Source organism: Ruegeria sp. CDSC025 (assembly GCF_059610805.1).
In genome coordinates, this window is sequence record NZ_JBXWOJ010000007.1 from 44,529 (window position 1) to 65,164 (window position 20,636).

The window sequence follows — 20,636 nt, forward strand, 5'->3', positions numbered from 1 at the left end:
CTTTGGGTGATCCAATTATTGACGCGTTGCTAGGAGGATATTTTTGATGACGGACAATTTCCGGCTGACCAAAGAAGCTGCGCAGAAGTACAACAACCATAGTGTGCCTGCGATGTTCGGCCCATTGGCTGAAGCAACAATGCAGAAGGTTCAGCTTCGAAGCGGCACTTGTGTTATCGACATTGCATGCGGCACCGGGGCTTTGACGCGAGAGATTGCAAGGAAACTGACGGGCGAAGGCCGGGTTGTTGGCGTAGATCTGAACGAAACCATGATTGAGGTCGCGCAGTCCAATCAGCTGGATTGTCGTCATGTGCTCGAGTGGTATGCAGCAGATGTAACCGAGTTACCTTTCGGAGACGCTACGTTTGACTATGCCTTCATACAACAGGGGCTTCAGTTCTTCCCCGACAAATCCGCCGCGTTGAAAGAAGTTCATAGGATCTTGCGCAATGACGGTCAGCTATTTTTGACATGTTGGCGCGCTGTGTCGCCCTTCAATGGAGCACTTGCAAAAGCTCTCGAACAGCATGTTGGAACAGATGCCGCAGTCAAGGCCAGAGCGCCTTTTTCGTTTCGAGATGGGGACCTCATTTCGAACTTGTTGGTCGATGCAGGCTTTAAGATAGCTCGTCACGAGCCATTGGTACTAGAGCGAAGATTTATTGACCTTCGTGCGCAAATCATGGCGCTGCCAATCGAAACTGATCTTAGGGATGCAGGTGATGACGTCACCAACAAGGTCGTGGAAGAGGTTGCAGACGTTTTGTCTAGATATGACAATGAAGGCGTATTGCACGTACCGCAAGAAGCGCACCTTTTTGTCGCCGCGGCATAGGTCAACGACCACTGGCTCAGTTCTCAATTACGATCTTTGCCATAGTCGAATGACAATGCGGCATTAGTGGCTGCCGAGCGTGGCTCCGCGTTGACGGTAGAGTGTGCATCAAACTATACTTTTGCCATGGCCAGCGGAAAATACATCGACGATTTGTCGGTTGGCGAAACTTTCGAAACCGGTGGCGTTACGCTGACCGAGGGAGCGATTGTTGACTTCGCACTGGTTCATGACCCGCAGCCCTTCCACGTTAACAAAGTGGCTGCTGCAAAGTCGATTTTCGGCGGTCTCATCGCCAGTGGATTTCAAACAATAGCGCTTACTTTCAGGTTGTTCCGCGACACTGGTGTACTTACCGGCACCAATCTGGGTGGACATGGTATGGACGAGGTACGGTGGCTGGCTCCGGTGTATTCCGGTGACACGATCAGCGTGCGCGTCACGGTTGAGGCAATTACACCATCACGTTCGAAGCCAGACCGGGGAACGGTCAAATTCCGATACCAGACATTTAACCAGAACGATGTTGAAGTTCTTAACCTGGTCATGCACCATGTGATGGCATGTCGGAGTTAAGGCGGTTTGCAGCGACTTGGGCGCGGCGATCAATTCGACCTCCCTTTGTCATCTTCAAGAGTATCCTTGGGCTCGCCACATAAGGCTTCTATTCGCAATTGCGGTCGTGGCGTACATGCAAACTAGCTTGTTCGCGTGTTCTCAATCCTTTTTTGCCTAAATAACTACTTGTAGATTGCCGCATAGCGAGGTGCGAAGAACTTAACGAAGGCTCTAACCTCTGGCCGACGATAGGCTTCCAGCGAAATGAGCATTAGGTGCGGCACCGCAAGTTCGGGGATTTCGTCGAAACATCGGATAAAAGACATGTCTGTTTCCACCAGCTTGACATTGCTGATCCCAAGGCCTTGCCCTGACCTGATCGCCGCATGCATTAGCTCCAGTTCAGTGAAAGACATGACGATCTGGTCCGGCTCCACGTGATTGGTCAACCATTCGTGGAATACATTTGGTACATCGTCCCGCTGAAAGGTTACAAACTGATGCCCGGCCAGATCATTCGTTGACCCCGGTAAGCCAAATTTGTCCGCGTAATTTCTGCTGCCGAACAAAGACCAGCGGGCCGTGCTGATCTTACGACAGATCAGGTCAGGATCAGGTTCAGTTCTTGCAAGGCGCAAAGCAATGTCGGCCTCGCCCGCCATCAGGTCCAGCGCCCGAACGCTGGACAAAAACTCGAATGCGACATCCTGATTGTCGGCGGAAAACTCGTTTACGATTTCAATCATGCGTGCAGAGAAGTTTGCTGAGTAAGCGGTGATACGGATGGGTTGTGTCGACGTCAATTCTTTCGCGCAATCGGCAAATTCAAGGACTGAAGTCTCGATTGCTTCGGCGAGGGGAACGAGGCGAAGGGCTTCTGGGGTCGGTTTGAACCCGTGCGTACCGCGCTCAAAAAGCGTCAAGCCTGTTTCTCTTTCGAGAACATCAATGCGTCGGGCAACCGTTGGTTGGGAGACCTTTAGCTTTCTAGAGGCCGCAAGCGTCGACCCTTCTCTGAAGACAGAGAGGAACACACGAATATCCGACCAATTTCGGAACCCGTTCTTCATTTTTGTAGAACAGCACAATTTTGTGCCGGATACCAGAAAAACGGGAGAACAGTTACTGTTGTTGCGACAGTGCAATTAACTCGGAAAGGACCATGAGATGGCTTCCCATACAATGTCACCCAGCCTCTGGGCCGTATTTGGTGGACTGTTCGGTTGGACCAAAAGAGCCTTCCCCGAAACCCGGAAGCTGCGGCCTACAGCCAACGATCTTCACGCGGAACGCGACTATATTAATGACGTGATCTGGAGTAATCCCGATGCGTTTTCGAGTGAGCTTGACGTGCAGAACATGATGAACCTGTATCCAGGAAAGTTCTGACAACACTTGGTGACAATCGGCCGAATAAGGCGATTAGATCGCACCAAAATGCAGCTGCAAGCTGGAAGTGACAGCCACGCACCTGTGTTGTCGCCATAGAGTAAGTAGCAACACGAGACCTTCTGTCATCACACCTATCACTGCGGTCGTTCGAACGTCTGATCAATGCCTGCACGTCTGGCACTTCCTTGGGGCATCACCGACGACAATTAAATATGGACAAAAGATTTGCAGCACCAATTGGGGCGACTGTGACACCAATGGGGGTCTCTTCAACCGCGACTTTCAGGAAGCCTGCGGAAGAACCTATGCCGAATTACTTCGCTCGATCACCCTTTTCTACGCGCCACGACGACAAATTGGGTCATCGAAAAGAAGAAGCGTCCAACTTTTGCAAGGCTGAACTGTTCGTCAAACCACGATTGCGCAACTGCGGGATCAACATAGTCATTTGCGACAGCGTATTGCTTCATGAGGTGCATCATCATGATTGCGAGGCCATCAGGCTTTAGCTGGTGATCTGTCATAGTGAACGACAAGACATCTTCCACATGGTCGCCGCGAGCCTTTATCAGTGCGGGCAGTCTTTCCGGGAGGGAACCACTCACAAAGTGCTGGTTCCAGGAAGTCAGCATCTTTTGCATTCTGTCGGGCTCATCGCTGAACCAAATCAAGCTACCAAAGTGCAGATCACTGATGACAAGCCGCCCGCCGGGTTTGACGCACCGCAGCGTGTCAGCCAACGCACCGTCTACGTCTTCGATGTACTCAAAGACTTGTACCGAGACCGCTTTGTCAGCACTCTCATTCTCAATGGGCAAGCTATTTGCAGCACCAGCACGAAACTCCACGTTTGCGTAGTCGCTGCATCGTTCTTTAGCGGCTGCTGTCATGTCAGTGCTTGGGTCGATCCCGATGACACAGCCATCCGAGCCAACTGCGCGAGCCAACTCTGCTGTCAACAGCCCGTTGCCACATCCGATGTCCAAAATAGTTTCACCGGGAGAAGGGCACAGCGCATCAAATGACACCTGTCGTCGCCGCGTCAATTCGGCTCCCTGATAGGCGGTTTCTAGTAATTTCGTTGTTTCAGCGTCAAACTTAAGCAACTCTCCACCCTTACAAAGCCCACCAGTCCCCGAAACTCTAGTCCGAAATGGCCCATAACATGGGGGCTAGACAGCTTCTTGGCAAGTTCGAGGTTCAGTAGGATGCGGCCTGTGGCAGGTTTACAGCTCCCCCACCGGGTTTTCATCTTTTGAGAATCCTAGTTTCCGTGGGTACAACGCCCAAGCGTGCTGCCCATCCGTCGTTGTGATCAGACACAAACTGCTTCAGGTGCGCACGGTAGAATTTAGCCATTGCATTGGACCTAGTTGCCAAATCAGACCCAGGTCGTGCAGTCATCCGAAGCCGACCGTTGACTGCCAAAGGGTCACCTCAGGGTTCGATAGGTACAGCGCCCAACTGGCCGCGGTGATTTGTTGCCGCGATCAGTGGGCCTATTGGAGATTTCAAATCAGAGGATGCCGCAGCCGCCACGCATTCGCTATCGCCTAAAAGTTGAGTTCGCACTCAAGAAACTAAAAATTTCAACTCTTGATTGCATCGCCAATAGAACTTTGGGCAATTTAGTCAGAGCTTTGGGTCAAAACAGGAATTTGGGCGATCCTACACAAAAATTGTAGGGACGCGCATAACGCTGCATTCTTATCATTGATTTTATTCAGAAAATCTGGGTGTCTTCGCCCATAATTTTGCACAGCATTTGCGCATAGGTTTGCACGATTTTCCCATAAGATTGCACGGTTCACTATACGCGCTCAATTTTCGATTGTCGTACAGTGGCTTGATCAACTTGAACGCACCATAACTCAGCCAAAAGTGCGTTATTCTTGGAACAATTCAACCCAAAACCGAACAAAACAACTCAATTGCGAGGCTATCGTAGATTCCTTTCAATTTAGCTCGGCACGGTTGGTTTAGATAAAAACTATTTAACATCGGCAATTCGACGCATGGGAACAGACGGCAGCAAGCTGTTTAAATTCTAGGGATGCGTCTCATTAAGACTGCATAGGGTGATTAGCCATCGACCATCTGGTTGTCGCTCAAGCACATTCAGCGAAACGCCTTCACCTGTCGTGCCTTCGCTAAATTCTGCAAGACACCAGCCGAGTTCGCCGTCTCGACCTGCACTAGAGACATTGATTTTTTTGTCTTCTCCACCTTCCGCGACCCACTCTGCATGTGTGTCTTCAATAGCTTGCCTTCCAATGGAAGGTGGGCCGAAGGGAGAGTACATCTCTGCTTGCGCTGCAAACACGGAAGCGCATCCATTGGCGTCCCCTTGTCGGTAGCAGGCGACATAGTGGTCGAATACCTCCTGGCACTGTTGTTTGAAGGACATACAAACACTCCTAATTTCGCTGTCCTAGCATCAGGTTCTGCAATTCTACTGTCAAATCAACCTCGATCAGATTGTTTGCGTCGCTTCTACCTAGGACAAACCCGTCTTTGGTTTTGCGCCTGGGAACTGACATCTAAGCAAGATGCAGCATTTGACTCTTTGGGCTCAAGTAGACAATCGCTGTACAAGGCATAAATGACTGCTATGCGGACAAAGCAGGCATTCGAAGACTGGTCTCGCGACCCACAAGTCAACTATGGTCGGAGTTCATCTTGCGATAGTCAGAGGGCGCCAGTCCCGTCAAATTCCTAAATGCGCGGCTGAAATTGTTTGCGGTTTCATATCCTAGCATGGAGGAGATACTGGAGACTGTCTCGCGCGTATCCGTTAGGAGTTCCTCGGCCCTTGCTACCCTAACATCGTTGACGATTTCGCGAAAACGAACCCCTTCGCTTGCTAACTTCCGTTGTAGTGTGCGAACGCCAAGATCGAGCGAACGCGCGGTGGCATCAATCGACATTTCCTCCCGATGAAGTTGTTGCCAAACCACCTCTTCGACTTGTCCTCGAAGTGTTTGGGGGGGGCCGCCCAATCGTTCACGAGAAATATCTCCGACAGTTGTCGAGCCGCCGCTAAGTTTTTTGGGCGTGGCTTCGGCTCGCAAAGTCGATGCATCAAACTCAACCCCAAGCCGGGTGGCGTTCCAGATTACAGGACAAGCGTAGGTGTCTTCTGCCTCGACAAATCCAGGAACCTTCGGGAAGTCCAAGAGCACGGCCGATGGCTTCCAGTCGTTTCCTAAATACGCGCGGAATATGCTCAGAAAAACCCCAACGGCCGAGAAACCGATGTCCGGATACGCGAAATGCGAGCGAAGTCCAAAACGATAACAGTAACGCGCGCTACTGCCCGTAGTTTCAAGCCACGCGCGATCCGCGGACGAATGAAATGGCATGACGGCAGAAGCTCGTATTAGCGCTGCCCCCAGCGTTGGAGCAGAAAGAACGTAGCTCCCCCAGGCGCCGTAATCAGCGACGGTGAGATACGGTGACCACAACAATCCGATGTTTTGTTGTCCCGCGGATCGTGCGGCTTCGTGCACAAAAGTCGCCAAGGCATGCTCCGAGATGTAACCGCCTCTTTCCTCAATGAAGTGAACAGGAAGATCGGCCGAGTCAAAAGCACGCAACAGGCGCCTTTCCCCTGCGGCCTCAAGCACAAACTGGGGCATCGCGCCCAAGGCCTTGGCCGAAATCATCGGTGGTAGGTTCAATCCGTCAACCCGCTTGTTTGCCCGCGTGTCGTGAAATGATACGCATCGGCTGAACGGATGTGCAAGCTTTCCCTAAACAGCAGGGAGCATTGCAATATGAAAATACTTCGGCCATTACACGGCGGTTTTTCGATGCATTTTTTGGGAATGGTGCTCGGCGCAGGTATTTCTGCTTCACCAGTTTTCTCCCAGTCCTTCAACGACACGGGCGACATCCTTGCACGATCAGCCGAGGTCGAGGACATCGAGTACAAGATCATGGTGCAGCGCGCCACTCAGACGGCCATCTGGGGAATGCCCGCCGCTGGTATGATCGATTTTCTGAAGGGTATTCGCCGCGACCTCGGTGGCGACTACAACGACATCATTTATCTCAACAAGCCGTTCGATTCCAAACATGGGTTTCTTACGGCTAACGATGTTACGGCCTATGCTTGGGCTTCAATGACCTCCGAACCCGGTCCTCTTGTCATTGAAGTGCCCGCAGCTACCGACAAGGTGAACTACTTCGGTACAATCGTGAATGCTTGGGATGTTCCTATCGTGGACGTTGGTCCCGATGGTTTCGATGAAGGTGCCGGCGGCAAGTACCTCATGCTACCCCCAGGCTACGAAGGGGATATGTCCCTAGAGGAATTAACTGAGGCGGGATACCTTCCCTTTGAAACAGATACCTACGAGTATGGTTTTTCGTTCCGGCCAAAACTGACGAATGGCGGAACGGACGCCGATGCGGCCGACTACGCTCAGACAATAAAGGTCTACTATTTGTCTGAGGCCGACAATCCACCGCCAAACAACTATTTCGAAGCGTCCGAAGTCCCGTACGACTCGCTTCCTTACTACAACGAGACCTTCTTTCAGGACTTGAACGATTACGTTCAAAACAACCCGATACGTCCACAAGACAAGGTTATGGTGAATTTTTTGAAAGATCTCGGGATCGAAAAGGGAAAGCCTTTCGAGCCAAGTGAACTTCAGATGCAGGCAATGAACGAGGGCTTGCTGCTCGCATATGCCTCGATGCAGAATTACTTTGTGACGCCTGGGAAAGCCATGATCCCACTTTGGGTCGACGATAGCGGCGAGATGAGGAGCCAGTGGCTGATTTGGGACTTCGCCGAAGGTCAACCGGAGGCTGGTTTCCCGTATGAGACAGAGACCGAAGTCCTTGTGGATGCGCGTGCGGGCGGCAGTTATTTCTGGATTACATACCTGCCGAAACAACTGGGCGGAGGTACATTTTATCTGACAGGTCTGCGCGACAGCGACGGAGAAATGTACGATCACAATCAGACCTATAGACTGAACGTCCCAGCGGACACACCTGCCGACGATTTTTGGTCCGTGATTGTTTATTCGATGGAGACCAAGAGCTTCATTCGGAACGTTGATCCTGTCGGTTTGTCCGAGCGCGACACTGATGCGATGCAGGCTAATGAAGACGGCTCCTACGACATTTATTTTGGCCCAGAGGCTCCGGACGGAAAGGAAAGCAACTGGGTACCAACCACAGAGCCGTACTTCCTGTTATTCCGCCTTTACGGGCCGCAAGACGGTTGGTTGGAAAGTGGCTGGATGTTGGGAGATCTCGAAAAAGTAAACTGACCACAAAACCAAAAAAACCAATGGAGGTAATAGTGAAAGCAAAGTCAGTTGCCTCGCTGTTCGCACTAGTAGTCGGATCGCAATCTACAGCCCAAGAGTTCAAAGCCGACGTGCCTGACAATATTCTAACTCCAGACCGAGTCGAGACCCAGACGCTTGGTGATCTTGAATTCTTCGATGGTATGCCATCGCCCGAGACGGTGGAGAAGGTCTTCGATAACCTTGATCTGATTAGGGCTACGACGGCGTTCTTAGATGGTATGAAAATCGCTTCGCTTCGGGCAATGTTTCAGGGGTACGAGGACTTAGGCGTCAATCCTAATGACGTCGTGATTGCAGAAGACCTGCTGGACGCGCGATCCATCTGGCTGACGCCCAATACCACCACAATCTACATTGGTTCGAATGTCGATATCTCTGATGGCCCGATGGTGATTGAGGTTCCGGCAGGTCTGCTTGGGTTGCTGGATGATGCCGCATTTGACTACGTGACGGATATCGGGGCGCTCGGCGCGGATAAGGGAGAAGGCGGCAAATACCTACTCTTGCACAACGATGATGAAACGCCGGTGCCCGACGGGTTCTTCGAGCTTCGCACCAAGACAAACGAGCACTGGTTGTTGCTGAGACGCTCACCGGACGCAGACGGAGATACAGCTGGGCCCGTTGCCGAGATCAAGGCGGGTCTGAATGTATATCCGCTTAGTGAAGCAGATAATCCACCCGCGGAAACTTTCCTGAATATCTCAGGCGTCCAACACAACACCGTTCACGCGAACAACGAAGACTTTTTTGAAGAGATCCACGTCGCGCTCGAAAACAATCCAATTGGTGCGTTCAGTCCGGAAATTGTAGGAACGTTTGCTTCCATAGGGATCAGGAAGGGCGAGCCCTTCGAACCCGATGCCCGTATGCAGGCCATTTTCAAGGAGGCGGCAGCGATAGCAAACGCCACGGCGCGAGCGATTACGTATGCCTCGCGCGATCCGGGAGTTTTCTTTTATGAAGACCGGCAATGGAACTCACCGTTTCAACGTCAGAGCTATCTGTTTCTTGAGGATGGTGCACGCATACTCGATGACCGTTCATACTTTTTCTATATGGCGACGGGCATAACGCCTGCGATGACCTCGCCACCGGTCGGTACGGGGTCTGTCTATGCGATGACGGCGCGAGACAACAACGGACAGTACCTGGATGGCTCAAAAACCTACAAGGTAACTCTCCCGGCACCCGTTCCCGCGAAAAACTTTGCGTCGTTTATGTTGTATAGCGGACAGACACGGTCGATCCTTGAAACTGACCTGGAATCCGGTGGTATCGACTCTAATCGACCGGGGATAAAGCCGAATGAGGATGGGAGTACCAGCATCTATTTTGGCCCGGAAGCCCCAGAAGGTTGGGAGAACAACTGGACGCAAACCATGCCCGGGCAAAGCTTCAACGTGATGATGCGCCTCTACGGACCGCTCGAGCCTTGGTTCGACAAGACCTGGCGTCCTGGTGATCTGGAACTGGTAGAATAAAGCGACAGCCGCGACTATCGGGCGACGCTACTTTTTGGCGTCGTCTTGCATTTTCTTCGGTGTCGGTTTTGGGCTCAAAGCGGTCGTCGGCGGCGGCGTGTCAGAATGGCGGTCTGGACAGTCTTACAAGGGAGCGTGGTGTGGGGAATGGACTTCTACCGCGGATCTGGACGTACTAGGCAACGCAAGGAGCGTGCCAACGGATCGAAGGCAAATGTTGTGATAGCACGACATGCTTCACGCCTGTCCTAAGCGGCGCTAGTCTCCCGTCATAGCAACGCTGAAAGGAGCCGCCCAATGTCCTCTTCTCTAAACTCTTCGGTGGTGGTGAAAAGTCGGAGCCGGAGCCAGTCTCTTACAGAGGGTTCGAAATCTTTCCGGACCTGATGCCCGAAGGTGGCAAGTACCGCCTTATAGCCCGTATCGAAAAGACCATCGGCGGAAATCGCAAGACCCATACAGTGATCCGGGCGGATGTTTTTGAGACCCGGGATCAGGGCGAAAGCTTCAGCATCGCAAAGGCGAAACAGGTGATCGACGAGCAGGGCAACCGCATTTTCGATTAAGCAAACAGACAGCCTAATTTATGCGATGCAATCGACGGATGGTTCCGCAAATTAGACATCCGCCCCGATCTGGTGAAAGAACGCTAAGCAAGCCAAGCAGTCATTGGAAGTCTTAGATGCCCGATACATGCAGCTGCAATCTGGGTCCCAATTTCGTCTATTTTACAGCATGTGCTACCCTGTTGCATTTATCGTATGCAATTGAGGGCTGAAGATATGTGGAACATGGAACAGTTTGTAGCGGACTGCCGGACCGCAGTAGATCAGGACGCGTCTCACAAATCGGTGGCTGAGGCGGTGGACCGGGCGATGCGCGATCCCGCGGGCGTGACGCAAGCCTTGGGAGAGCCGACCGAAAGCGGTATCTTTCCCATTTACAAGTCAGGTGATCTGACAATCGTCAACGTCGTATGGAAGCCAGGAATGACCATAATGCCCCACAATCACGAAATGTGGGCCGTGATCGGTATTTATGGTGGCCGAGAAGATAACATTTTTTGGCGGCGCGTAGCAGATGACCCTAACGGACGCATTGAAGCGGCGGGGGCTCGAGCATTGTCGACGGGTGGATATGCTCCGCTTGGTAAGGACCTCATTCACTCGGTTACAAACCCTATCCCCAAGTTGACCGGAGCAATCCACTTATACGGCGGGGATTTTTTTGAAGCTGAGCGAAGCGAATGGGATCCTGAAAACCTGACGGAACATGCCTATGACATGTCGAAGGTTCGCGCGTTATTCGAGGACTAGTTTGCAGTTTGACAATCTGCGCTGGCAATGCCTTAGGCATGTTCCGTCTATACGTCAGGCTTCGCTGATAGCCGATTACTATCTCGTTGAATTGACACGGGGTGATGATCTCGGATTATGGACAGATGAGCAAATTACAACGCCCCCCGAAGCCTCGGCCACGCCCATTTCTTCCTAATCCGGACCGCTACGAGCAAATGGTCTATCGCCGTTGTGGGCAGTCTGGCATAAAGCTACCCGCGATAAGCCTTGGGCTATGGCACAACTTTGGTGGGGATACCCCGCACCAGACAAAGCGCGATCTCTGCCGCACTGCTTTTGACTTGGGTGTAACGCACTTTGATTTAGCAAATAACTATGGCCCACCACCGGGATCGGCGGAAGAAGCATTCGGTGAAATTTTAAAAACTGATTTCGCAGGCTATCGGGACGAACTCATCATATCTACCAAGGCAGGGTATGATATGTGGCCGGGCCCCTATGGGGAGTGGGGATCACGAAAGTATCTTGTGGCCTCTTGTGATCAGTCGCTCAAGCGGATGGGGTTAGAATACGCAGATATCTTTTATTCCCACCGTTACGATCCAGATACCCCTCTGGAAGAAACTATGGGGGCCTTAGACTATATAGTGCGCTCTGGGCGCGCACTTTACGTCGGAGTTTCAAGCTACAACTCGCAACGAACGCGCGAAGCGCTGGCCATCTTGAAAGACCTTGGCACGCCGTGCCTGATTCATCAGCCGTCGTATAACCTACTCAACCGTTGGGTTGAGCGGGACGGGCTGTTGGATACGCTTGACGAATTGAACGTGGGATCGATTGCGTTCACGCCACTTGCCCAGGGTATTTTGACATCGAAGTATCTGAACGGCATTCCCGAAGACAGTCGTGCGACCCAAGGCAAGTCTTTATTGGACGGCATGATCAACGAACGTTCATTGACGAGTGTCAGGGCTCTAAACGACATAGCGGCGTCACGCGGTCAATCATTAGCTCAGATGGCGCTTGCTTGGGTGCTGAGAGGTGACCGGATTACGACAGCCCTTGTTGGCGCTTCGCGACCTGAGCAGATCGTGGATTGCGTAGGTGCGGTCCAGAATTTGGAATTTACCGAAGCGGAACTCGCTAAGATTGACGAGGTAAGCTCGGAAGAGGAAATCAATCTCTGGGCGCGATCCTCGGAAATTGAGTAAGATTGTTGACCACTGATTTTTGGTGCTAGCAGGTTCTTCTGCTTAATCGCATGGCGTTTCTGCTTTGGGCTCGAAGCAGACGTTCGGTTAATTCCGCTGAATGTCCGCCTTGCGGACCAAGCCGCCCTCAGATGGTATCGCTTGCATGTCTGCGTTACATTGGAACGGTCGTCGCCTAGAACAGCTTGCAATTCTATCGCGACGGAAACCCGAATAGTGGATGTCCATGTCCGACACAATCCTAGCTGCTGAACCAACTATCCGCATTATTGCCTTCCTATCCGTCCTGGCGGCGATGGCACTTTGGGAAGTGGCCGCACCCCGGCGAAGTCGGGATATTCCGCGCGTTATCCGATGGACAAACAACCTTGCGCTCGTGGTGCTCGACACCGCCATCCTGCGGCTGACCTTTCCAATCCTCGCAGTTGGTCTCGCAGCCATGGCCGAGGATCGCGGATGGGGGCTCTTCAATAACATCGAGGCGCCGGTTTGGGTTGCCATCGTGGTCTCCATGCTGCTTCTAGATCTCGCAATTTATCTTCAGCATGTGATGTTCCACGCCGTACCGGGGCTTTGGCGTCTGCACCGGATGCATCACGCCGACCTTGATTTTGACGCGACTACTGGCTTGCGTTTCCATCCGGTAGAAATCCTCATCTCGATGGGGATCAAGCTAGCGGTCGTAGCAACCTTGGGGCCACCCGCTGTCGCCGTGCTCCTTTTCGAGGTGACCCTGAACGCTACCGCGCTCTTCAATCACGCAAACATTGAATTGCCGCGTCCTGTGGATCGAATTCTCAGATGGATCGTCGTCACACCAGACATGCACCGAGTCCACCATTCAGTCGATCCAAGCGAGACCAACTCGAACTTTGGCTTTAATCTACCGTGGTGGGACCGACTTCTAGGCACTTACGTTGCGCAACCCAAGAAGGGGCACAAAAGCATGGAAATCGGCATCAAGCAGTTTCGCACACGCCGAGACCTCTGGCTCGACCGAATGCTGATTCAGCCGCTGCGCGGCCCGGCGAGCGGAGGTGCCCTCGACGCCGCGGGCCAACAGATGCGATCTTCATCTGTCTCGTCCGGGCAAACCAAGCTTGGCAATGACCAAATAGACCAATAGCGCTGATGCGGCCATTCTCCGCGGCTTGCATGTTTGGCAGGTCCAGCCCAATCCGGACACTTAATCCAAGACTTTGCAATTCCGACTTGCGGACAAAACTGACCTTGGCGTCTACACCTTCGCTGACGCAGGATCCACCGCACTGGCAACAACAGCTCTTCCCTTCAACAGGGAAAATCGCCAAGGCGGCCGTTCCACAACGGGCTTTGGAGCTCCTTGGTCGCTCTTTGACCAGACGGCGCTCTGGCATGGAAACAAAGGGGCTTGGCTCAGCGCATAACCAAAGCTAGCGAATAGGCGTCAGGATCATGAAATTGGGCTTCTTCGCGCAAGGAGGGCGAAGACAGGCAACATTGTTACGATCCAGACCACGCTATAAATTGCGGATGGTATGGCATATTCGCTTAACCCATTGGTGTTAGGCAACAGCAAAGTAGCAATTGCGATTCCCAAAGCTCCGTTTTGAACGCCGGTCTCAATTGAAATCGTCTTCGCCTCGATGTCTGTGCATCCGAGCATCCCTGAACTCATGATGCCAATAAACGTGAGTGACGCACCTACAACAAAAAGTGCGGGTCCAAGCCTAAGGTAGTTATCCGCGACCACCACCCAGTTTGAAATGATAGCGCCTCCGATGACCATCGCAAAAAGTAGCATAGAGACCTTGCTAAAGATTGGTTCGACCGCAGCTACAATTCGCGGCGCCAAGGATCGCGCGATCACCCCGGCTAGGATCGGTGAAGCTGTTAAAAAAAACATTGCTAAAGCCGTCGAAGAAATGTCGATAGCGGGCGCAGTTGCCCCCATGAACATCTGCATCGAAAACCCCAGGATGAGCGGTACGGTAACGACACAAGTCAGACTGAAGACTGCTGTAAGAGTAACGGACAAAGCGACATCCCAATTCGAAAGCTTGGTCACGATGTTACTGATCACCCCGCCCGGACAGGCCGCTAAAATCATGATGCCAACGGCTGCCTCAGCGGAAATCCCAAAGATAAAAGTCACCATCAAAGCGATGCAAGGCAGCAAAATGATCTGGTTGAGAGCGCCGACGCAAAAGGCCCGTGGACGTCGTCCGATGCGTTGAAAGTCAGCCGCTGTGAGTCCGAGGCCAAGGCAGAACATGATGACAACAACTGCGAGCGGCAGCAGCACAGATATGAAAATTTCGCCCATCTACCATGACCTCTATGGCTGCATGCTTCCGCACGCTTTCGGACGATACCGTTCAGAAAACCTGATGACGAGTGTTATCAGTTTGGCGCATTTATCCTCAAGCGCCCGAAGATCGAGGCTGTCTCTATTTATTATACCTATCACAGGGTTGGACGATCTGGCGTGAAAGAGCTTTCCAGTGCTAATCTCACTGTATGGCAAGTGTAACTTACGCATTCGCCCGCGCGATGGCCAACGCCGCCGGGATGACGCTAAACGACGATGGCGCCCTGATTTCAAATGGCGCTGTCGTGCTGCGTCTACCAGAAGCTCAAGACGGCCAATTGGCGGATGATGCGTATTTCGATCTGATCGATTGGATTCGTACGCAACAAGCGGACGAGGCCGCGTTGGTTGAGGCCTATGCGAACGCGATTGCGACCGATGATCTCGGCGTCCTTGGCCTAGCCGTAAAGACAGCTCCGACCTTGCGGCAATCTTTGCAACGGATCGAGCGTTATTTTCGTCTCGTAACGGACACCGCAGTTTACAGACTTGATGAAACCGGCGATCCGGTCCTTTGGATTTTTGAGGGACAAACATCACATCGCGCTGCCTTGGAGCTGCGCAACGAATGCGCGCTTGCGGCCTTTGCGAGGAACATGCATCGGTTTGTGGGTGATGGGTTGTCGCTCGCATATGTCACGTTTCAGCATCCATGCAGACAAGAACCAGAGCGTTACGCCGAATATTTCGGGTGCCCGGTTCGATTTGGGAGCGCCCACAACGCCATTGCTATGCGCCCTGCTATGCTGGAAAGCGAAAATCGTCTTGGCGATCCGGGCTTGTCAGATTTCATGACGAAGCACCTGGATGAGGAGTTCAACTCTCGCGATGACGACACCTCACTGAGCCAAGCAATTGTCCACCGGCTTACACCGGCCCTGAGTAACGGCGCGCCGCAAGCAGCGCATGTCGCACAAGAGATGGGAATGAGCGAGCGCACGCTTTACCGCAGGTTGGCCGAGGAAGGGCTGACCTATCGCGACGTTCTTGGTCAGGCACAAGTTGCACTTGCTCGTGACCTGCTCCGTGACGGTAAGGCTTCCATAGCCGAGATCGCCTTTATGACCGGGTTTTCGGAACAGAGCACGTTCAGCCGCGCCTTCAAGCGCTGGGTTGGCCAGGCTCCGGCACGATTCAGGCAGCAAGCGACCTCCGACTAGGCACACACCTCAAGACCACATGGCAGGTTCGGCCAAAACCTTGGCAGGGCGAGCCGATACCTCAATCGATGTGGTGCATAACTTCTTCTTTGTCAGATCCACCTGGGGCGCTGCCGAGTAAAGCAAACCCATTTGCCCCTCTCAGACAAAGGAAATTTGCAATGAGCAATCATGACCACAAACATGGAGCAAGCTGCGCTTGCGACGTCACGCCCGAACGCGTTGATATGGCGCGCCGGCGACTCTTGCAACAAGCCGCCGGTGCGGCCGCGGCAGGTACAACAATAGTGGCTGGCGGGCAGGCCCTTGCCGCGACCGACGAAGCACGCGCCTACTATGCTGACCCGGAAAATCCAGGCCTTCCCCAAATCGACATGACCATCGAGCCGGGGCGTACTGCGCTTGTGGTGACCGACCCCCAGATTGATTTTTTGTCAGAGGACGGTGTGACGTGGGGCGTCGTTGGCGAAAGCGTGACCGAACAGGGCACGGTCGACAATATCGAACGGCTTTTCATTGCCGCCAAGGCTGCGGGGATGCCGGTCTTCATCTCGCCCCACTATTACTACCCACATGACCACAAATGGGAGTTCGAGGGCACTCTGGAAGCGACGATGCACAGCATCGGCATGTTTGACCGCCTGGGACCGCTCAATTTGGACAACTTCGAGGGCTCAGGTGCCGACTGGATGCCGCAATACAAGAAGTACATCGAGGATGGCGAAACCATCATTTGCTCGCCACACAAGGTTTACAGCCCTGCTCAGAATGACCTGAACCTGCAATTGCGTAAACGCAAGATCGACAAGGTGATCCTCGCGGGGATGTCGGCGAACCTGTGTACGCAGGCGCATCTCTACGAGCTGCTGGAGCTGGGCTACGAAGTCGCTGTCGTTCGCGATGCCACAGCCGGGGCCAAGGTGCCTGAAGGTGACGGGTATCTCGCCGCCATCATCAACTTCCGCATGGTCGCCAACGGCGTCTGGTGGACCGACGACGCGGTTGAGCGCATTGGCCAATCGGCCTGACCCAAATCGATCTTCAAATTTGATCCTAGCATCCTGAAAGGACATATCATGACACGCATCTTTACACTTCCCACGCTTACAACAGCGTTGACTCTCGCCCTGGCGGCGGCGGCATTGGCTGACGATGAATACAACGTTTCGAACAGTCTTACCTTGACTGGGCAGCCCCTCGGCATGCATGGCGTCGATCCTGTATCGATGTTTGAAGCCGAAATACCCGAAATGGGCAACGCCACTTTTACATCGGCCCATGATGGAGTGGACTACTATTTTGCGTCGCAGGCAGCGAAAGCCACATTCGAGGCGGATCCGACGGCACATCTGCCTCAATTCGGCGGGTTCTGTGCCTTTGGCGTCTATGTAGGCAAGAAGCTTGATGGCGATGTTCGGTATGCCGATATCGTGGACGACAAGCTCTATCTCTTTGTGAATGAAGAAATCTTCAAGAAGTACCTTGAGGACAAAGAGACCGTGATCCAAGGCGCCCATGCCAAGTGGGCAGACATCCACCACACGCCTGTCGGCAGCCTTTGATCGAGGAATTTGGTGGCTTTTGCCGGTCGGAGCCACCGCTGCCTCTCCCCTCCCCAAAAGGCCGGCATTTCTCCAAGACACCCTGTCCGCAATGACAATTCGCGTGTGTCGAAAACTCTTCCCAAAGGAAACCAGACATGACTGATTTTGAGACATATACAATCGCCTCAGCCCCTGATGCCGCGAAACCAATTCTGGAAGCATCGCTGAAAGGATATGGTTTTGTACCCAACCTTTATGCGGCCATGGCCGAAGCGCCCGCAATTTTGGAAGGCTATACGACACTTTCCAGCATCTTTGGAAAGACCAGCCTGTCAGAGACTGAGCGCCAGATCATCCTTATGACTAACAACCGGTTGAACGGGTGCAAGTACTGCATGGCCGCCCATACCACTCTTTCACAGATGGCCGGTGTCCCCGAAGACGTGATCGCAGCGTTACGCGATGGCAGCCCTATCGCCGACCCCAAATTGGAAGCACTGCGCAAATTCGCCATCGTGATCAACGAAAGCCGAGGCTGGCCCAGCGACGCACAGGTCGAAGCGTTTCTGACGGCTGGTTACACACGCCGATCTATGCTGGAAGTCATCCTCGGCACAGCGTTGAAAACCCTGTCGAACTATACGAACCATGTGGCGGAAACCGCGTTGGATGATGCCTTTGTGCCAAATGCATGGATCGCCTCGGTCGCGGCAGTGGCTGAATAGCGCGACGCCCGCCCATTTGTTAATCTTGCTTTTGGACCTGTGTTTGATTCCCGACAAGAAGGGGATCTGATTTTAGACGTCCGACAGCAAAGTCAACAAAGGTGCGCACCTTCGCAGACACGGTTCGTCCCTCTTGATGCACAAGATGGATGGGGACTTCGGGTGGTTCATACGACTTTAGAACAGTCTTGAGCCGCCCATCTGCAATGTAGGGTGCGACTTGATAGGACAGAAGCCGCCCGACACCATGACCTTGCAAGGCCAACTCGATCACAGCGTCATTTGTGTTCATGCTGATGCGTGGGCTCATGCGTTTGGTGACAGTCTTTCTGCCCCGTTGAAAATGCCATTGGGCCGATGCATTCAAGGCAGTTGAATTAATGATTGCATGGCAGGATAAATCATCGGGCGTATCTGGTTCGCCATATTGGTCAAGATATTTACGGGAAGCAAACGCGACCTGCCTCACCGTACCACACCTGACAGCCATCAAACTGGAATCAGCGAGGTTGCCAATTCTGATCCCGACGTCGAGACCCTCATCAATCAGATTGACCACTCGGTCCACATAGAGCGTGCGCGCTGAGAGCTTTGGATACAGATCCAGAAATTCGCCCAAAATTGGAGTGACGAACATACGGCCAAACAGGACTGATGCAGTAACACTAATTTCCCCGGTCGGTTCGGCATAGGAACCGACAGCGGCGCGCTCGGCCTCTTCAAGGTCAGCCAGAATACGTCTGGCATCCTCAAAAAACCTTTGCCCGCTATCAGTCAGCATCACTGAGCGCGTTGTGCGTACAAAAAGACGTAGCCCGAGGCTGTCCTCAAGCATAGAAACCATTCGGGTCACTGTCGGTGGTGACATGTTGAGGTCGCGGGCCGCAGCAGCGAAACCTTTTAGTTCGGCGACCTTCACAAAGACTTTTAACGCGTGAAATCTGTCCAATATATTATTCCATATTTTTGAATAATATATTGCCAAGTATCCAAATTCCGCAACTTGAAAGCTCCAATTAACTTCACCTCAGTCCCAGGGCATCGCCCAGGCCGAGATGGAGAATTCAATGGCACGACCCTTTGCAGAGATCAGCTTCACGCCCTCCGTTCGCGAAACGCAGGCCAAAAACGGGTCAGCTAACGGCTACGCGAAGTTTCTGGACGGCACGCGTCAGGAGGACTCAATCAGCCCGGTCGAGGCCAGGTTCATCGGGCAAAGAGACGGCTTCTATCAGGCAACAGTCTCGGAAACCGGCTGGCCCTATGTACAATTTCGCGGTGGACCAGCGGGTTTTCTGAAAGTGTTGGATGAACGGACACTTGCCTACGCCGATTTCCTCGGCAACCGGCAATATCTCAGCACTGGGAATCTGCTGGGCAATGACCGAATCTCGCTGATCCTGATGGATTATCCCAATCAGCGACGCCTCAAGATCTGGGGTCGGGCGAAACTCATTGATGCCAATGCCGATCCGGCGCTGATGCAACGCCTGAGTGAGCCGGGCTATCGCGCTCATCCTGAGCGGGCGATTGTGATCAAGCTTGAGGCGATGGACTGGAACTGCCCGCAGCACATCCCCCAACGCCTGACCCTTGAAGAATTTGAAGATTACCTCGTCCCGCTTCGCACTGAGCTGGAAGCACTGAAAGCTCGAAACGCAAGGCTCGAAGAGGCACTGGGTCAGCAAAACTGACTGATATCAAGCCCCGCGCGTTCAAGCACGCACGCCGTAACCTGAAGAAAGGAAATATCCATGTCGCGCAATCTGAAATCCGTCCTGAGCGCCAGCATTCTCGCACTTTCCATTGCTGCGCCATTTACACCGGCGCCAGCAATCGCCGCAGAGACTGGAATTGAAGCTACGCAGGCTGTCAGCTTCCGCACGGAAGAAATCGGCGACATCGCTATCGCCTATCGTGAAGCAGGAGATCCAAACAGACCTACTGTCCTGCTGCTTCACGGCTTTCCGACCTCATCACATATGTTCCGCAACCTTATCCCTGAACTGGCCAAGCACTACCACGTGATCGCACCCGATTTTCCCGGATTTGGAGCGTCGGAGATGCCAAAGGCCGAAGGCTTCGAGTATTCCTTCGCGAATATCTCCGAAATGATGACATCGCTGCTCGACCGGAAGGGAGTCGAACAGTACTCGGTCTATTTGATGGACTATGGTGCCCCGGTTGGTTTCCGAATGTTTGCGGAACAGCCCGAGCGGGTAACCGGCTTCATCATTCAAAACGGGAATGCTTACGAGGAAGGGCTGCGCGAGTTCTGGGATCCAATCAAAGCCTATTGGGCCGAGCCATCGCAAGAGAACGGCGACCAGCTTCGTGGATTCCTCACTCTGGATGCAACCAAATGGCAGTTCACCCACGGCGTTAAAAAACCGGAACTGATCAGTCCCGACAATTATTGGCATGTCCAATACCTGCTCGACCGCGAAGGTAATCAAGAGGTGCAACTTGAACTCTTCCTAGACTACGGCACCAATGTTGCCGAGTACCCAAAATGGCAAGCGCTGTTTCGGAAGCATCAACCCCCGGCGCTACTGATGTGGGGTAAGAATGATCACATCTTTCCGGTCGAAGGCGCCTATCCCTATGAACGCGATCTGAATGATCTCGAGTTTCATCTGCTCGATACGGGTCACTTCGCGCTGGAAGAATATGGGCCCGAGATTGCGGCGCAAATGACCGCCTTTCTGAACCGCATCACCGCCGCCAGCAACTGACGTAAAACTGG

21 protein-coding genes and 1 pseudogene are annotated in these 20,636 nt (G+C 53.0%); 15 read left to right on the forward strand and 7 right to left on the reverse strand.

All coding sequences use genetic code 11. The annotated features are described in order from the left end of the window. Positions 1-46 precede the first annotated feature (46 nt). Together AC2FH8_RS11670 and AC2FH8_RS11675 are read left to right on the forward strand one after the other, a co-directional pair. Entirely contained in the window at positions 47-838 is a 792-nt protein-coding gene (locus tag AC2FH8_RS11670; RefSeq protein WP_496689830.1) for a class I SAM-dependent methyltransferase, read from the forward strand. A 66-nt stretch (positions 839-904) separates the two neighbouring features. Beyond that, the gene (locus AC2FH8_RS11675) at positions 905-1,414 is read left to right on the forward strand and encodes a MaoC family dehydratase (protein ID WP_496689831.1); all 510 of its coding nucleotides are present in this window, start codon (positions 905-907) and stop codon (positions 1,412-1,414) included. A gap of 164 nt (positions 1,415-1,578) precedes the next feature. Here the strand turns inward: AC2FH8_RS11675 and AC2FH8_RS11680 are convergent, their stop codons facing one another. Continuing rightward, positions 1,579-2,541, reverse strand: coding sequence for a LysR family transcriptional regulator (locus AC2FH8_RS11680; protein ID WP_496689832.1), 963 nt, complete (start codon positions 2,539-2,541; stop codon positions 1,579-1,581). Between the two features lie 22 nt (positions 2,542-2,563). Here AC2FH8_RS11680 and AC2FH8_RS11685 point away from each other — a divergent pair, with 22 nt between their 5' ends. Continuing rightward, on the forward strand, positions 2,564-2,785 hold the full coding sequence (locus AC2FH8_RS11685) for a hypothetical protein (RefSeq protein WP_271951927.1): 222 nt from the start codon (positions 2,564-2,566) through the stop codon (positions 2,783-2,785). 329 nt (positions 2,786-3,114) lie between these two features. On the opposite strand, the gene AC2FH8_RS11690 is transcribed toward AC2FH8_RS11685, so the two are convergent. The 4 genes from AC2FH8_RS11690 to AC2FH8_RS11705 form a co-directional block, all read right to left on the reverse strand. Next, on the reverse strand, positions 3,115-3,894 hold the full coding sequence (locus AC2FH8_RS11690; protein ID WP_281973673.1) for a methyltransferase domain-containing protein: 780 nt from the start codon (positions 3,892-3,894) through the stop codon (positions 3,115-3,117). Further along, positions 3,858-4,040 carry a hypothetical protein gene (locus AC2FH8_RS11695; RefSeq protein ID WP_496689833.1) on the reverse strand — a complete coding sequence of 61 codons (183 nt, stop codon included), beginning with the start codon at positions 4,038-4,040 and terminating at the stop codon, positions 3,858-3,860. Before AC2FH8_RS11695 ends, AC2FH8_RS11690 begins: the two co-directional genes overlap by 37 nt. A gap of 795 nt (positions 4,041-4,835) precedes the next feature. After that, positions 4,836-5,195, reverse strand: coding sequence for a YybH family protein (locus AC2FH8_RS11700; protein ID WP_271951931.1), 360 nt, complete (start codon positions 5,193-5,195; stop codon positions 4,836-4,838). 250 nt (positions 5,196-5,445) lie between these two features. Then, positions 5,446-6,453: a helix-turn-helix domain-containing protein gene (locus AC2FH8_RS11705; RefSeq protein ID WP_281996007.1), complete on the reverse strand. Its 1,008-nt coding sequence runs from the start codon at positions 6,451-6,453 to the stop codon at positions 5,446-5,448. A gap of 111 nt (positions 6,454-6,564) precedes the next feature. On the opposite strand from AC2FH8_RS11705, the gene AC2FH8_RS11710 reads away from it, so the two are divergent. The 6 genes and pseudogenes from AC2FH8_RS11710 to AC2FH8_RS11735 all read left to right on the forward strand — a co-directional run bounded on the left by AC2FH8_RS11710 (position 6,565) and on the right by AC2FH8_RS11735 (position 13,237). Then, positions 6,565-8,076 (forward strand): DUF1214 domain-containing protein, encoded by a 1,512-nt coding sequence (locus AC2FH8_RS11710; protein WP_496689834.1) that lies wholly within the window; start codon positions 6,565-6,567, stop codon positions 8,074-8,076. Positions 8,077-8,108: 32 nt separating this feature from the next. Further along, positions 8,109-9,602 (forward strand): DUF1254 domain-containing protein, encoded by a 1,494-nt coding sequence (locus AC2FH8_RS11715; RefSeq protein ID WP_496689835.1) that lies wholly within the window; start codon positions 8,109-8,111, stop codon positions 9,600-9,602. A 314-nt stretch (positions 9,603-9,916) separates the two neighbouring features. Beyond that, a pseudogene (locus AC2FH8_RS11720) lies at positions 9,917-10,168 on the forward strand (HlyU family transcriptional regulator); the annotation flags it as partial. Between the two features lie 225 nt (positions 10,169-10,393). Continuing rightward, on the forward strand, positions 10,394-10,918 hold the full coding sequence (locus tag AC2FH8_RS11725) for a cysteine dioxygenase family protein (protein ID WP_496689836.1): 525 nt from the start codon (positions 10,394-10,396) through the stop codon (positions 10,916-10,918). A gap of 125 nt (positions 10,919-11,043) precedes the next feature. Further along, positions 11,044-12,111: an L-glyceraldehyde 3-phosphate reductase gene (gene mgrA / locus AC2FH8_RS11730; RefSeq protein ID WP_142639603.1), complete on the forward strand. Its 1,068-nt coding sequence runs from the start codon at positions 11,044-11,046 to the stop codon at positions 12,109-12,111. Between the two features lie 226 nt (positions 12,112-12,337). Next, positions 12,338-13,237 carry a sterol desaturase family protein gene (locus AC2FH8_RS11735; protein WP_496689894.1) on the forward strand — a complete coding sequence of 300 codons (900 nt, stop codon included), beginning with the start codon at positions 12,338-12,340 and terminating at the stop codon, positions 13,235-13,237. A 306-nt stretch (positions 13,238-13,543) separates the two neighbouring features. On the opposite strand, the gene AC2FH8_RS11740 is transcribed toward AC2FH8_RS11735, so the two are convergent. After that, positions 13,544-14,416 carry a bile acid:sodium symporter family protein gene (locus tag AC2FH8_RS11740; RefSeq protein ID WP_142639611.1) on the reverse strand — a complete coding sequence of 291 codons (873 nt, stop codon included), beginning with the start codon at positions 14,414-14,416 and terminating at the stop codon, positions 13,544-13,546. A gap of 227 nt (positions 14,417-14,643) precedes the next feature. Between AC2FH8_RS11740 and AC2FH8_RS11745 the strand changes: the two genes are divergently transcribed. The 4 genes from AC2FH8_RS11745 to AC2FH8_RS11760 all read left to right on the forward strand — a co-directional run bounded on the left by AC2FH8_RS11745 (position 14,644) and on the right by AC2FH8_RS11760 (position 17,890). Then, positions 14,644-15,621, forward strand: a complete 978-nt coding sequence (locus AC2FH8_RS11745) for an AraC family transcriptional regulator (RefSeq protein ID WP_246097325.1) — start codon at positions 14,644-14,646, stop codon at positions 15,619-15,621. Between the two features lie 161 nt (positions 15,622-15,782). Further along, positions 15,783-16,649, forward strand: a complete 867-nt coding sequence (locus AC2FH8_RS11750; RefSeq protein ID WP_058282012.1) for a cysteine hydrolase family protein — start codon at positions 15,783-15,785, stop codon at positions 16,647-16,649. A 48-nt stretch (positions 16,650-16,697) separates the two neighbouring features. After that, positions 16,698-17,183: a YHS domain-containing (seleno)protein gene (locus AC2FH8_RS11755; RefSeq protein WP_281995600.1), complete on the forward strand. Its 486-nt coding sequence runs from the start codon at positions 16,698-16,700 to the stop codon at positions 17,181-17,183. Between the two features lie 137 nt (positions 17,184-17,320). Next, a complete protein-coding gene (locus AC2FH8_RS11760; RefSeq protein ID WP_142639617.1) occupies positions 17,321-17,890 on the forward strand; it encodes a carboxymuconolactone decarboxylase family protein in 570 nt (189 codons plus the stop codon). Positions 17,891-17,909: 19 nt separating this feature from the next. Here the strand turns inward: AC2FH8_RS11760 and AC2FH8_RS11765 are convergent, their stop codons facing one another. Beyond that, positions 17,910-18,875 (reverse strand): LysR family transcriptional regulator, encoded by a 966-nt coding sequence (locus tag AC2FH8_RS11765; protein WP_246097326.1) that lies wholly within the window; start codon positions 18,873-18,875, stop codon positions 17,910-17,912. A gap of 82 nt (positions 18,876-18,957) precedes the next feature. Between AC2FH8_RS11765 and AC2FH8_RS11770 the strand changes: the two genes are divergently transcribed. Next, positions 18,958-19,584 carry a pyridoxamine 5'-phosphate oxidase family protein gene (locus AC2FH8_RS11770; protein WP_281995598.1) on the forward strand — a complete coding sequence of 209 codons (627 nt, stop codon included), beginning with the start codon at positions 18,958-18,960 and terminating at the stop codon, positions 19,582-19,584. Positions 19,585-19,644: 60 nt separating this feature from the next. Further along, positions 19,645-20,625, forward strand: a complete 981-nt coding sequence (locus AC2FH8_RS11775; protein ID WP_281995597.1) for an alpha/beta fold hydrolase — start codon at positions 19,645-19,647, stop codon at positions 20,623-20,625. The last annotated feature ends 11 nt before the right edge of the window (positions 20,626-20,636 follow it).